8 protein-coding genes are annotated in these 15069 nt (G+C 51.2%); 4 read left to right on the top strand and 4 right to left on the bottom strand.

Annotation, left to right across the window (positions count from 1 at the left end; all coding sequences use genetic code 11):
* The first annotated feature begins 128 nt into the window (after positions 1-128).
* Genes BMZ56_RS08045 through BMZ56_RS08030 form a run of 4 tightly spaced genes read left to right on the top strand, consistent with a single transcriptional unit; the run spans position 129 to position 8422 of the window.
* Entirely contained in the window at positions 129-3647 is a 3519-nt protein-coding gene (locus tag BMZ56_RS08045; protein WP_218146510.1) for a SusC/RagA family TonB-linked outer membrane protein, read from the top strand.
* Between the two features lie 12 nt (positions 3648-3659).
* Positions 3660-5210 (top strand): RagB/SusD family nutrient uptake outer membrane protein, encoded by a 1551-nt coding sequence (locus tag BMZ56_RS08040; RefSeq protein WP_177195082.1) that lies wholly within the window; start codon positions 3660-3662, stop codon positions 5208-5210.
* A gap of 27 nt (positions 5211-5237) precedes the next feature.
* Complete coding sequence (locus BMZ56_RS08035; RefSeq protein ID WP_090626053.1) at positions 5238-7121, top strand: CocE/NonD family hydrolase; 1884 nt, start codon at positions 5238-5240, stop codon at positions 7119-7121.
* An 8-nt stretch (positions 7122-7129) separates the two neighbouring features.
* Positions 7130-8422, top strand: a complete 1293-nt coding sequence (locus BMZ56_RS08030) for a M28 family metallopeptidase (protein ID WP_090626052.1) — start codon at positions 7130-7132, stop codon at positions 8420-8422.
* Between the two features lie 3 nt (positions 8423-8425).
* On the opposite strand, the gene BMZ56_RS08025 is transcribed toward BMZ56_RS08030, so the two are convergent.
* From BMZ56_RS08025 to BMZ56_RS08010, 4 genes are read right to left on the bottom strand one after another with little or no spacing between them, the layout of a single operon-like run.
* Positions 8426-9727, bottom strand: a complete 1302-nt coding sequence (locus tag BMZ56_RS08025) for a UDP-N-acetylmuramoyl-tripeptide--D-alanyl-D-alanine ligase (RefSeq protein ID WP_090626051.1) — start codon at positions 9725-9727, stop codon at positions 8426-8428.
* Positions 9728-9758: 31 nt separating this feature from the next.
* Entirely contained in the window at positions 9759-11654 is a 1896-nt protein-coding gene (locus BMZ56_RS08020; RefSeq protein ID WP_090626050.1) for a heparinase II/III domain-containing protein, read from the bottom strand.
* A gap of 12 nt (positions 11655-11666) precedes the next feature.
* Positions 11667-12860 (bottom strand): glycoside hydrolase family 88 protein, encoded by a 1194-nt coding sequence (locus BMZ56_RS08015; protein WP_317048183.1) that lies wholly within the window; start codon positions 12858-12860, stop codon positions 11667-11669.
* Between the two features lie 31 nt (positions 12861-12891).
* Positions 12892-15060, bottom strand: coding sequence for a polysaccharide lyase family 8 super-sandwich domain-containing protein (locus tag BMZ56_RS08010; RefSeq protein ID WP_177195081.1), 2169 nt, complete (start codon positions 15058-15060; stop codon positions 12892-12894).
* Between the last annotated feature and the right edge of the window lie 9 nt (positions 15061-15069).

Raw genomic sequence — 15069 nt, 5'->3', positions numbered from 1 at the left:
ATTGAACTAAAATCATAACCAAACGTAACAAATGTATGAAATATGTCCCTTACTTGAGGGAAGCTGTGAAAATTACGGTCAACGCCATGGCCGCAGTTTTTAGCATGACTCCCCGATGTCCATTAGCTATGAAACTAACCCCTTTAGCGGTTTTCTTATTGGTGTTAAATACCTACGCAGAAACCTCGTTGGCCCAACGGGTCAGCATCCGGGCGAACAACGTACCGCTTGAAAATGTGCTGCGTGAAATCAGAAAGCAAAGCGGCTACGATTTCCTGATTAAAGAAGAATATTTGAGCAAGTTCAAGCCGGTGTCGCTGGAGGTGTCTGAAATGGAAGTCGGTACCTTGCTTCCACTCGTATTTGCCAATCAGCAATTCGAATATTCGGTCAACGGAAAAATCATCACATTAGTTCCCAAACGTACATCAAAGGCTTCGCTTCCGGTTGAGACGGTGCAACAAACGGTACAGGGAACGGTAAAAGATGAGACGGGTGCGTTGATTGCAGGTGCCAGCATTTACATCAAAGGAACCCAACGCGGTACCATGACCAACGACGACGGTCGATTTGTCTTGCCTGATGTTCCAGCAGGCGCGACACTTGTGATTTCCAATACGGGATATGAAACACGCGAAGTAGCGGTGGGTAGCCAAACAGCGCTGACCATCACATTGACTACGGTGTCGCAGGAAATTGATGAGGTGGTTGTCGTGGCTTACGGAACGGCCAAAAAGAAGGATTTTACCGGATCGATTACCTCCGTCTCATCGGACGACATCACGCAACAGCAGGTATCCACCGTGTCTCAGGCACTGGAGGGCAAGGTGGCTGGAATTCAATTGACCAGTCCATCGGGTCAACCCGGTAATGATTCAAAGATACGCGTACGGGGTATGGGTAGCATCAACGCGTCCAATGACCCGCTGATTGTTGTGGACGGCGCCGTGTTCAATTTAGGCCTGTCGGCGTTGAATCCGGACGACGTTGAATCCATCGTGGTATCCAAGGATGCGGCCGCCAACGCCATCTATGGTTCGCGTGCGGCAAACGGACTTATCTTAGTAACCACCAAGAAAGGTAAGTCGGGTACACCCAAAATCGGGGTAGACCTTCGTTGGGGGGCTTTTAGCCAAGGCGTTCCCGACATGGAGGTGGTCCGCGACCCCGGTACGTACTACGAATACACCTGGCAAGGCATTTATAACTACATGCGCTACAAGCAGGGGTATACAGATGCCGATGCACGCCAATATGCCAGCGATAACCTGTTCACTGCAAATGGTGCCAGCAACACCGGCAATGGGTTGGGCAACTACATGAACTATAAAATACCGGAAGGAACCACGCTGATCGATCCCGCAACGGGAAAGATCCGGACGGAAGCCGCATTGCTTTACCACGATAGCTGGCCGGATTATTTTCTGAAAACGGCATTGCGTCAAGAGTACAATACCAACATCAGCGGCGCCAGTGAAAAAACAGACTACTACGTCTCGTTGGGTATGCTGAAGAACCCCTCGTACGTGATGGGGTCGGAGTTCAACCGGTATTCGGCCCGCGTGAATCTGAATACGCAGATTGCTTCCTGGCTGAAAGGCGGAGCAAACATGTCGTACTCAAAAAACTACAGCAACGCACCGACGGGATACACGGGCGGTACGACCAATACCAACATCTTCACCTTCATGAACCTGTTTGCACCAACGTACCCCATTTACGCCTACGATGCAAATGGACAGATCATCCGCGATGCCGACGGTAAACCGGTATATGATTTGGGTACCAACCAAACGTATTCGCCCTATGGCAGCACGGCCCGGAATGCGTTTAACGGTTACTCGCCGGCGGTTTATTTTGAGAAAGACCTCACGGAAACCACCAACGATTTCTTCTCCGGTAGAGGTTACCTCGAAGCTAAATTTTTGAAGGACTTCACCCTGAAAGCAGACGTAGCGGTTGACAACAGTTACCAGAATTACCTCGAATACGGCAATAACGAGAGCGGCTCGGATGCCCGGGATTACGAGGGACGCATAAGAAGTGCCTTCAACAAGGCGATGACCCTCAATCTGACGCAGCTGTTGACGTGGAACCGGTCGTTCGGTGAACATACGTTGGACGCCTTGGTAGGCCACGAGTTCAATAAGTTCCAAAGCGACAACATCAATGGAACCAAGTATAAGATGTATGCGCTGGACAACCCGAGCATGGGTAATGCGGTTCGCGTGCTGGACCTGACCGGAGGGGATGAAGAACGGACACTGGAAGGCTATTTCAGCCGGGTGAATTATAACTATGCCGAAAAATATTACCTGTCGGCCAGCTTGCGGACGGACGGTTCCTCGTATTTCCGGGGCAACCGGTGGGGTACCTTCTGGTCTTTAGGGGGTGCCTACCGCATTGGCGAGGAAAACTTTATCAAAGACAACGCAGACTGGATAACCGATCTTCGCCTGCGCGGCAGCTACGGCGTTCAGGGCAACAACGGTGTGCCGGTTTCGACCCGTTATGCGTGGACCAACACCTACGGACTGAGCGCTGTGGGTAGTATCACGGATGCCGAATTTGCGCTTTCGGCCAACACCTGGGGCGATCCGTCCATCACGTGGGAATCGAACCATATCGTGGATGGCGGATTGGATTTCCGGCTATGGAATCGCTTTTATGGAACGGTTGACTACTTTCGTCGCAAAACCGTGGATCTATTGCTGAGCGTATCCTATCCTGCTTCCGCCGGCCGTGCCGGCGCGTTGCGCAACGTGGGTAAGCTGTTGAATACCGGCTTGGAGGTTGATCTCGGCGTCGATATCATCCGCAAACCGGATCTTAACTGGTCGTTTAACATCAACGCTTCCCGTTACCGGACAACCCTATTGGAGATACCGGACAACATGAAGTCGAGCGGGCTGGACGGTGGATATCTCTCGGGAAACTTCCTCCGCAGGGAAGGAACGGACTACTTTAACCTGTATATGTACCGGTATGCCGGTGTGGATCAGGAAACTGGGTTGGGAATGCTGTACAAAAAGCTGACCGAGGCAGATCTAGCAAATTATCCAGGTAAGTCGGTTGGCGATGTGGTAACCACAACCGTGGGTTCCGAGGCTACACGGTTTGAATTGGGGACGTCAACGCCTGATTTAGTCGGCGGTGCTTCGACGACCGTGCGTTATAAAGACTTCGATCTCGGTGTGGCGGTGAGCTATCAGCTGGGCGGTAAGGTTGTGTCGCGTACGTACCAATACATCACCGGGCAAAGTATAGGCCGTGGCGTTCACGTTGACCTCCTGGATGCATGGACACCTGAAAATACCGATTCCAATATTCCGATGCGGATGCTGGGAGATACCAATTTCGGCAGCCAGCCGATCGGCGGCGGTGAAGGGCAGTATTCCGATTTCAGCTTGTTTGATGCCGACTACTTCAACTTGCGTTCCATTAACTTGGGCTATAGGTTGTCCTCAAGCCTGACGCAACGTCTGCACCTCCAAGGTTTACGGGTATATGTAGCCGCTGACAACCTATATTTTGTTTCGGCGAAGAAGGGAGTGGACCCGAGGCAGGTACTGGATGGCGTGTCGGTCAACCCGTTTAACTATCCGCAAACCAAATCGATTTCGTTTGGATTAAACATTAGTCTGTAATTGAACATGAAGATGAAAAGAGTAACACAACATATCGCTTTTTACGTGATGGGCATCGGGATGTTAGCGACCGGCGCCTGCAGCAGTCAGCTGGACATTGACCCGACGGGCAATGTACTGACTGAAGAGGCCGTACAGGAACTGGTCAGAAAAGATCCGGACCAGGTGCTGGAGCCTATGCTGAACGTCATGGAGGCATCCATTAATATGTATACCTATTCAAACTCGGTGGATTCACGCAATTTTCCGGTCATTAATCTGCTGCTAAGCCTCAAAGGCAACGATATGGTGCTGGCCAATCGAAACGGCGGGTGGCTGGTAAGCGACTATGAACTCCGGGCATACCGCGAACAAAGCACGGCCCGCGTAGCCTTATATTGGGGAACCCTGTATAAGTATGTCTATTATGCCAATGAAATCCTTGGACTGATTCCTGCAGATGTGGATCTGAGTGCCGCCGATGGTGCCAATGAAAAGCTCATGCGGTACAAGGCCGCGGCATTGACGATGCGGGCCTATGCCTATACGTACCTCATGTGGTTGTATCAGGATGACTACCTGCACGGCGGTAAGGACAAACCGGGTGTACCCTTGCATTTGGATAATAACGATCCGTTTAAGGACAGGGCACCTTCTGAAACCGTCTGGAACCAGATTCTTGCCGATGCGACCGAGGCCGTCCGCTTGTTTAATGCGGCTGGATACTATCGTACGGATGACCGTACGGATATCGATGGCACGGTGGCCGAGGTGGTACTGGCCCGGGCTGCGCTGACTACCGGTAATTGGGAGACCGCCAGTGCCGCCGCTGGCCGGGTGATGGATGCCTACCCCACCCTGATGGATCAGGTACAGTATACGACTTCCGGAATGACCCTGCTGGATAACGAAACGATCTTCGGATACGCCGTTGATGCCAATTCGAGTAAGGGAACTTCCTCTTTCGTAGGTTGGATGAATCCATGGGGCGAGGGCGGATACGGTGGGTCGCAGGGATCGTGGGTAGCCATTGATCAACGGCTGTACGATCAGATTGCGGAGACGGACTATCGGAAACTGAATTTCGTCGGGGAGGACTATATTGAGTTTACGTATCCCGCATCGGGTACAACCATCCAGTATCCGAAATACAACAGTACGAAGTTTGCCGCAACGACCCTGGAAGGGATGACGACGGCCTATTATCAAAATGAGATCTATATGCGGGCTTCGGAAATGATCCTCGTCAAGGCTGAGGCAGAGGCTCGTTCAGGCAACGACGCGGCGGCGCAGCAAACGCTTTTTGAGTTGGTTTCCAAGCGCGACCCTGCCTATGTAAAGTCGATCCAGACAGGCGACGCGCTGTTCGAAGAGATCCAACTGCACCGCCGCATTGAACTGTGGGGCGAAGGTGGATTTGAGTTTTACGACAACAAACGGTGGAACCTGCCGGTAGATCGGAATGGTTCGCCAAACCACCCGTATAAGGACGTGGTTTTGACCCCGCAGAAGGACTATACGTTCCAACTGCCGTTGGAGTCGGAATTGTTGCTCAATCCCAATATCACGGAGCAGAATCCGTAGTGGGTATTTTTTTAAGTTAATGTAATTATGTTTTTTAGACAGACAACCTCCGTATTACTCGTCATGATGGTAACGTGCAGTTTATTACATGCACAACCCACACCCGCAGATTCTTTCTTTGTTGAACAGCACTACACCAAAAAAGAAGTACGGATACCGATGCGCGATGGTGTACACTTGTTTACGGCGGTTTATGTTCCAAAAGATACGACGAAGACCTATCCGATCCTCTTTATGCGGACGCCCTACAGCGTTGCTCCATACGGTGAAAACCGTAACAAGGTGCCGCTCGGACCGAATAGGCAATTCATGCATGAGGGATTTATCTTTGTTTATCAGGACATACGGGGGAAGTATTTGTCGGAAGGCGATTTCGTGGCGGTAAGGCCCTATATCAACGATAAGCGCAGCAAACGCGATGTGGATGAGAGTTCAGACGCGTATGACACCATCGATTGGCTGCTGAAAAATATCAAGGGCCACAATGGCCGCGTGGGTATTTGGGGGATTTCTGCTCCCGGTGGTTATGCGACCGCGGCATTGCTGGACGCACACCCCAATTTGGTTGCGGTTTCGCCACAGGCACCGGTAACGGATTGGTTCATGGGCGATGATCGGCACCATAACGGCGCATTTATGCTGATGGGATCGTTTTCGTTTATATCGTCTTATGGCCGGGAGCGTGACAGCATATCGACGAGTGGACTCGCGGGCTATGGGGGCTATGGCACCCCTGACGGCTATGATTTTTACTTGAAGCATAATACGTTAAAGAATCTGTCGCAGTTGCTGGGATCCACGAAAAATCCGCTGTGGGACGACCTCATGACCCACGGCACGTACGATGCGTTTTGGAAGGCGCGTACACCCTTGCCACACCTGAAGGATGTCCGGCCGGCAGTGCTGACCGTAGGAGGATGGTTTGACCAGGAAGATCCGTATGGCCCGCTGAAGACGCAGGCCGCAATAGCGAGTCAAAGTCCGGCTACCCAGCAGGTATTTGTGATGGGACCTTGGTATCACGGCACTTGGGCGCGGGATAAGGGCGACTGGCTGGAAAACATCCCGTTTGGTTCAGCAACCGGCGATTTCTACCGGGAAACCATCGAATTCCCCTTTTTTATGCACCACCTGAAAGGCAAGCCCGACCCGCACCTGCCCCCGGCATACATTTTTGATACGGGTGCACTCCGCTGGTCGGCCTACAATCAATGGCCACCGAAGCAGGCCACTCAGCGGAAGCTTTATCTTCAGCCGCAGGGGAAGCTTGGTTTTGCAAAGCCTGCTTCAACTGGCGAGAACGGATCCGTCGCTTATTACAGCGATCCGAATCGCCCGGTTCCCTATACAGCGGAAACCCGGTTGATGCGCGGCCGGGAATACATGGTGGAGGATCAGCGTTTTGCCGCGCGAAGGCCGGATGTATTGGTGTTCGTTTCGGAGCCGCTGGAAGAGCCGCTGCAGCTAGCAGGACGGTTGGCTGCCAATCTGTTCGTCAAGACAACCGGTACGGATGCTGATTTCATTGTCAAGTTGATTGATGTATTTCCCGACGATACGCCGAACCATCCGGAGCATCCCGATGCCGTTATGGGCGGCTATCAGCTCATGGTACGGGGCGAAGTGATGCGGGCTAAATTCCGCAACAGCTTCGAGCATCCCGAGCCACTCGATACAACCACCGTAAATCGGGTGTCTTTCGACATGCAGGATGCAGCGCACACGTTTAAAAAAGGACACCGTATCATGGTGCAGATCCAAAGTTCCTGGTTTCCGCTCGTAGACCGGAACCCACAGCAGTTTATGGATATTTATAAAGCGGATGCAACGGATTTCAAGCCCGCTTGGCATCGCGTGTTTTTCACGCCGGAATATCCCTCGAATATTGACCTTATGGTCATTGAAAATTAACTACAAAGATGACAACAACAATTAGATACGTACTGACCATTTGCTGGTTACTGACCAGCGTTATTGCCGGAGCACAGGAAGCAGACCTTTCTTACGCCAGGCACGTAGTGAAAAAACTGGCATCACCGGGATTCAACGGTCGTGGCTATCGAAAGGATGGCGACAAAAAGGCTGCTGCATTCATCGCGAAAGCATTCAAGAAGCAAGGAGTGGCACCCTTATTCGGTGACTCGTACTATCAGCCCTTCGAACTGGGCGCAAACACATTTCCAGGGAAACTGCAGGTTTCACTCAATGACAGGGTTTTAAAGCCAGGTGTCGACTTCATCGTTTGGCCGGGCAGTCCGGCCGTCAACGGGCAATTTCCGGTGAAGGTTATCAAACGCAGCGACCTGTATGGTACGGTTTCGGAGGCACTTCAATATGTAGATAGCACGCAGTACCTGCTGATTGATAACCGGAAGGAGCCGGGAGAAGCCAAGGAACTGGCAGCGCAAGCAAATGCTGCTATTTTGCATTTGCGGAATGCAGACGATCTCTCCCTGCCCGGAGTCATCCTGTATGACAATACCAAGCTTACCTGGTCGTCCCAAACCAAGCCGAGTGCCCGGCCGGTGGTATTCGTAAACCAGCCTAGTATCGATCCGATGACGGTCACTTCCATTGCGTTAAACGTGGAATCGGTTTGGACACCGGACTACGAAACGCAGAACGTGGCCGGGATTATCCGGGGTACCACAACACCCGATTCATTGATGGTGGTATGTGCACACTATGACCATTTGGGGCGCATGGGTAAGAAAAATTACATTCCCGGTGCCAATGACAATGCCAGTGGAACTGCCTTTATCCTGGATCTTGCCCGGTATTACGCGGCAAATCCACCTGCATACACGCTAGTTTTTATCGCATTCTCCGGTGAAGAATCCGGGCTTTTAGGCTCGAAGGCATTTGTGAAAAATCCACCATTTGATCTATCCGATATCAAGTTTTTGATCAATTTTGATATGGTGGGTACCGGAGAGGATGGAATGACGGTGGTCAATGCACCGATGTTTCCGGAGGCGTTCAGCAAGCTGACGGCAATCAATCAAGAAAAGAATTACTTAAAAGCTGTAAATAGTCGGGGCGAATCCTGTAACAGCGACCATTGCCCATTTTACGAAAAAGGAGTGCCCAGTTTTTTTATTTACACACAGGGAGGAACAGCGGCCTACCACGACATCAACGATCGGTATGAAACGCTTCCTTTCACCGCATTTGCGAATTTGAAACAATTGATCATCGATTTTTTTGAGTAGGGACTATAGTAAGTCCACCAACTTTTCAAAAGCCATGCCGCGCGAGGCTTTAAGCAACACCAGTGCGCCCTGCACAGGTTGTTTGCGTAAAGCCTCGCCGGCTTCTTCGGTGGTTTCATAAAATTCCGCACCTGGTTGGCGGTGGTGAAAAAAAGCCTTGCCGACAAACAGGACGCGGGAAGCACCGAGTGAAGAGGCCTCCGCGACAATCTTGCCATGTTCTTCGTATGAATCTTCGCCCAGTTCAAACATGTCGCCCAGAACGATCACTTTTTTGTCGGCCTTGAGGACACGCAAGTTTTCCAATGCGGCGGCCATGCTGCTGGCATTTGCATTGTAATAGTCTCGGATGACGGTGTTATTCGACGTTTGGGTAAGTTGAGAACGATTGTTGGTTGGCTGATATCCCGATATCCCCTGATTAATTTTTTCAGCAGATAAACCGAAATACTGGCCAATGCAGATGGCGGCAAGTACATTTTCCGTATTGTAAGATCCGGTAAGCTGGGTATGGACCGTGTGGGAAGCAGGGACTCCGCTGACGCTCCATGTTACCTCCAACAGGGGACTGGCAGCGATCAGTTCTCCGGTCAGGCGGTTATCCGTCGAAATGCCATAAGTAACCACCTGATCGATGCGACGCGTAGCGGCCATATCACGAAGTAACGGGTTATCGTATTGCAGAAATAGCGTGCCCCGATGCGCTGCCAGGTAATCGTATAGTTCGCCTTTTGCCTTTTTTACTCCTTCGAAACTGCCAAATCCTTCTAAGTGCGCTTTTCCGACATTGGTGATCAGGCCATGGGTGGGTTGGGCGATCGCGCAAAGGAATGCGATCTCCTCGACGTGATTGGCACCCATCTCGATGATGGCGATTTTCGTTTGCTGCGGGATGGATAAAAGGGTCAAAGGTACGCCGATGTGGTTGTTTAAGTTTCCTTTGGTGGCGTATGTGTTGAATTGCTGCGACAGTACCGCATGGATCAGTTCCTTGGTGGTAGTTTTACCATTGGTTCCTGTAATGCCAATTACGGGAATCTGCAATTGGCTCCGATGATGCCTCGCCAAATCCTGCAACGCGGTCAGTACATCGGGGACGAGCAGGAAGCGATCGTCCGATTGATAGTAAGCTTCGTCGATAATGGCATAAGAAGCCCCCTTTTCGAGGGCTTCGGCGGCAAACGCATTGCCGTTGAATTTCTCACCTTTTAGCGCGAAATATAAGCTTTGTGGCTGGATATTGCGCGTGTCGGTACTGATGAACGGGTGCCTCAGAAAATAGGAGTATAGCAAAGCGGATTCCATGGCACAAGTTTACCTAAAAAGTAGGGAACTTTTACGTTCCTTCCGCCAACCGGATCCGGATGGTTTCCGTCGCCTGCTTCATCGTCCAACGGGGTATACGCAGTTCAATCCGTTTCAAGCCTTTAATTTGCCGATCCAGCGCTAACGGTGCGGGATCCAGCGAGACAACCGAAAACCGGAGTTCCGGATGAGATAGGTTTTCGATGCGCAGGGATTTTCCATCTTGCCGTAGTAAGGCCCCGCCCGGTTGGATGATTACGTCTGCCGTGGTCATCAGCTGCCAGGTCACCTCCTCAGTTTTGTCGGACGGGGAGATTTGATCTTCGATGAGCAATGAAGTGGGGCTATCTTTCACAAACCGACGTTGGGCGGATGCCAACAAGTCACCGAAAGCAGCTGTCAGATCCACCGTCGCTTCGGGCGCAGCACCGTCTTTGAAGTCGGTGACGGTGGCCATTCCATCTACACGGTGAAGCTGACCGTTTACGGTGAGCGTACTATGACCGAAATTATTTTTCGTGAGCAATGTCCAGCGTTGGCTATTTTGTTTTTTCCCCCACAAGTCAAACCCTGTTTTTTCGAGGTCTTCGTAGCTTTGGTTTCCGGGATCAACTGCCCAGCGTACGCCATCCAATTCAAATACAAACGAGCCACCGTCCATGTTGCCATGATTGACCGTGCCGCGGCCGCCCTTCCCACCGAAGTAGTATTGATGAGCGTCATCGGGGCCGCCTGTAAAAAATACTACTGGATTGGAACCATCGCCTTTCCAAGCGGTGGGGATGCTTCCCTCGGCTTTTTCCTCGAATTGAGCTACCCATACCAGCCCGGCCCCTCCCAGTCGCGAAAGGCGGCTCATTTCATCCACGGGTTTCAAGAACCTGTCTTGTTCGAAATAGGCAGCGTTCCCTGTACGTTTTGCGAACCAGGCCAGCACGATGTCGCCATTCTGTCCACGCCGGTCACCGCAATCGGCGAAATTATAATACATGCCTGAAGGTGCATTGGTGAGCACGCGGAAGGTGGCACTCTCAAGAAATCCCGGGAAATCGCCGTAGCCGAAGTCCGTTCCAAAGGCACTTTCCAGCATGGCGATGGTGATCACGGAGAAGCCCGTGCCGTAATCCCAATAGGTAGATCCTTCGGGATAGATGCCGCTTGGCATGTATTCGTGGAGGGCATTAGGTAGTCCGTCGAGGGCCCGGTGCAGTGTTTTTGCCGCCAATTCAGGATCACGCTCGGCAATGGCAATGGAGGCTGCAATCATCCCGCCGTTGCACACCTGGTTCCAATTATTGTTACCATAGGCCCACCAGGCATTTTTATTTTCCGTTGGCCAGCTCGGTTGAATGCCTTTTTCAATCAGTGCCTTTTCGGCTTCTTCAATGGTCGCTTTCGGCAGATCTCCCGCGGTCCAGTCGAGCGCGAGGGCTACCGCCAACGCCATTTCGCCCACATCCAAGTAATGCGAAGGGTTCCAATCTGAAAACCGGCAAACCGCTAGTACTTCGTCGTTGATGCGGTTCAGTATGGCGGGATCTTTTTCAATACGATAAACCATGCCCAGCATATTCACCCGGCGTAGCATCTCCCTGGAAACAGAAAGTAATCTGCGGCCGATTTTTTTGTGCTCCAGCAGCGGTTCGCCTGGAATGGCTGCGGCATCCCGCTGGATGGCCTTATAAAGGTTTTGTACCACCGGATCGGTTTTCAGTTGCTGTCTCAACCGTTTCTCGATGTCACGATTCAACACCAACCGTGGCTGTGCCTTCCGGAGGTGTTTTTTTACGTACGCCACATCAATGGGGTTTTGGAGTTTCGGACCGTGGTGAGCAGCTGTCTGTGCATCCACGGTAACGGTTAGGAACGCGAATGACAACAAAAAGATAACCAAGCGATAAACGAGGGGCCTTGCTGGAGTATCCATGATTCTACTTTTTTATTGATCTAACAAATGTTTGTATCGAAGCAAGGCTTCTACATAGTAATAATCGGCATATGATAGGGGCACGTCGATTTCGCTGTTCCCCGGAAAATGGCCGGTAGAATGTTCCAGGATAAACCCTCCGTTTGTGCCGATAGGTGCCTTGTAAGCCGCCGACGAAAGGCTGGTAAGGATATGTTCAGCTGCTTGGAGATAGCGCTTGCTTTCTTTCCCTTTAACCATACCCGACAGTTCAAGAAGTGCCGATGCCGTAATGGCTGCCGCCGATGCGTCGCGCGGCACATCGGGACCGGAGACACTGTAATCCCAATAGGGGATGCCATCTTCCGGAGTACTTGATTCGTCCAGGATAAATGTCGCAATGTTTCGGGCCTGTTTCAGGTAAGTTTTATCCTGGGTATCCCGGAACATCAGGATATAACCATAAAGTCCCCATGCTTGCCCGCGTGCCCAAGCGGATTCGTGGCTGGCACCTTGATGCGTATGTTTGTGTAGTACCGCCCCGGTTTCCGGATCGTAGTCGATTACATGATAGGAACTGTTATCGGCCCGGAAATGGTTTTTCAGGGTGGTGTTGGCATGCGTTTTCGAAATGTCTGCGTATTTGGGATTTCCAGAAACGCGCGAGGCCCAGTTCAGGAACTCAAGGTTCATCATGTTGTCAATGATGACGGGAAATTTCCATTTGTCGCCGTTGTGGTCCCAAGAACGGATGCAGCCGACAGTGGGGTTAAAGCGGGAGGCCAGTGATTCCGCGCCTGTGAGTAGAACGTCCTGGTAGTGGGGGTTTCCAGTAAGCCGCAGGGCGTTACCGAAACTGCAGTAGAGCATAAAGCCCAGGTCGTGTGTGCCTTTATTATTCTTTTCTTTTTCCAGCAGTTGGAGCCGATTTTCCGCTTCTTTAAGCAGTTCGGCGTCTCGCGTATACTCATACAGGTAAAGCAAGGTGCCGGGATAGAATCCCGAAATCCAGGAGTTGCTCTTGGCGGTTACCAACTTATCGTCGGCCTTGATGTAGTTACGCGGGAAAACTCCTTCCGGCACGCGTTGTATCAACGTGTGATACTGTGCGGCGGCTTCTTTTAAGTTTTTGTCTACGAAATCATCAGTTAACGCTAACTTACCCGGTTGCGCTTTTACGGAGGTGGCTATGATCACGGCTAATCCGAGACCCGCCATTTTTTTCATTGTTTTTGGATATTTCATATGTCTATTCATTTCAATTTAGCGGAAACTTCCTATCTCCTTTCCAGATACGGTCTCTGCGGGCAGCTAATGTGTCTGAACGGAGAAGAAACGTCTTGGCATTTTTTGAAATAGCATCCAACCGGAGCGATTTTCCGGCCAGTGTACCTCTGGGCAACTGTACGGTGAGGGTGGTATCGCTGCTTGTAGCAAACTTCAAGCGGAAAGTAATTTTTTCCAGTTTGCGGGTAGGATCGGCCACCGTGATCTGTTCTATACCCTTGTCGGCAGCTTTGATTATGAACAACGCCGGTTCGTTGGTTTCCAGGTGTATGCCCCCGGGGAAGACTATGTTGCCCGGTTCGTAGAATACGGCATAGTGAATGCCTAACAGCTTATTTGATACGGCCTGCAGTTCTTTCGTATTGCTTACTACTTCCGTCGGCTGGTGCTGCGCATAAGCGCTGGTTTGTGATTCGCTTGCCGCGGGTAGTATGATGTACGCGTAGGTGTCGTCCTTTGGTTGTGTGCCGTGATCAATGGCCAATGTAAAGATATCTTGCGTAACGGGTTCATCGGTTGCATGATCCTGATGGCTGATGCTTCGCCAGGTTCCAGTGGATTTTCCCCGGCGGAGCCAAATGCGGTTTGCATTCAAGACAATGTATCCGGTGCTGTCGTGATTAACCCAGGCCGGACCTTCGATTTGTTGTTCCTGCTCGCCGGTATTGCGCTTATCGTTCAACCACACGGGACCGTTCGACAGCGCCTGGTTCAGCGTGGTCATTACAGGTTGTGTCGCGGTTGATGTAATCCCTGCACCGAGACAAACAATTTCGTCGTCAAAGAAAAACCACGATTTATGGGCTTTTAATCCCGAATGGGGACTAAGAAAGTCAAAAGTGGCTGCGCCGTATTCGCCATCGGACACACCGCCCACGAAAGCCGTCGTTCCTTTCTTGACCAGGTCTTTCCAATGAGGAAACGTATCGACCTGTACCACGGTGGTACCGGGGATTTTCCGCCAATCCCACGAAGGGTAGATGTTGAAGTATTCACGGCCGGTGCGGGAGATGAATTGGCTGCCGTCCGCGTAAAAATGGTTTTTCAATCCTTCCTCATTGTGTGGATATTCCATGTTATTGGAACGATTGGAGAACATCCGTACCGATGCAAAATATTTCGGACGTTGATGGGAATGATAGTGAGAGTACCAGAAATATTGGTTGCTTCGAAGGTTGGGATGTTCGAGTTCCTCTTTGCGGTAATTGCTGATTCGTGCCAGCAGCTTGCCGGTGTAATCGCTCCTCCGTCCCGCGGAAGATTTTCTGGATACTTCACGGTTCTTAATACCCGGATCTGCGAAACGTCCAAAAGGCATGGCTTTTCGCATTCCGTCCAGGTAGTAGTCGGTTACCAGCGCAATGGCTTCGGGTTCAAAGGCGAAGCGTGTTTCGCTGACAAGATCCGCCCAGTATAAAAAGATTCTGACATATTGCGCGCCATAAGATAATGTAGAAGGGACGTTATCCGTTCGGTGATGAAAGCTCATATCGGGCTTGATACCCCGGTCTTCCGTCACATAGATTTGTTCGCTCATCGTCTTAATGGCTCGTGCGAATTCGGCAGTATCTCGGCGAACCAGTTCAGTCACTGCTTTGATACCTGCCATTTTGACGAAGTCGCCACCAGGGCGAGCACCAAAGCCATCAAAGTTGGAACGTTCGGCAATCGCAATCCCTGCAGCAAGTTCATCGGCATTTAGTTCATCGCGCATTAACAACAGGATGTTTGCCATTGCGTCCGGTGTGCCGATTTCGTTCCACCACCAGTTCTCACAGCGGTAATCTTCCTCCAACCAATGCTGTAAGGCCGCCCTGAATGCAACCAGTAATTGTACATTGTGCGCGTACGAACTTCCGGGTTGATTGTACGCTTTGGCCATGGCTAGCAGGTTTTCAAGATGGATGCGATGCTCGAACCCGGTCTTGCTGGTATCCCGGTAATTGATTGTGGACCACGTACCGTCTTTGGCCATAGTGGTAATGATCCGTTCTACTTGACCGGTACTCACGGGAGCGGCAAGCAACGAAGTTGTTAGCCGTTCCCCAATTATTGCGAAGTCGTTGGCTTGCTGGGCGTAACTCTGCGAAATAAATAGCATTACGATCCATATGCGCCGAATACGTGAGCTGGATATCATAATTTTAGT

Origin of the sequence: Parapedobacter indicus, from assembly GCF_900113765.1 — a bacterium.
GTDB lineage: Bacteria > Bacteroidota > Bacteroidia > Sphingobacteriales > Sphingobacteriaceae > Parapedobacter > Parapedobacter indicus.
This window is presented reverse-complemented; position numbering and strand designations above follow the sequence as displayed.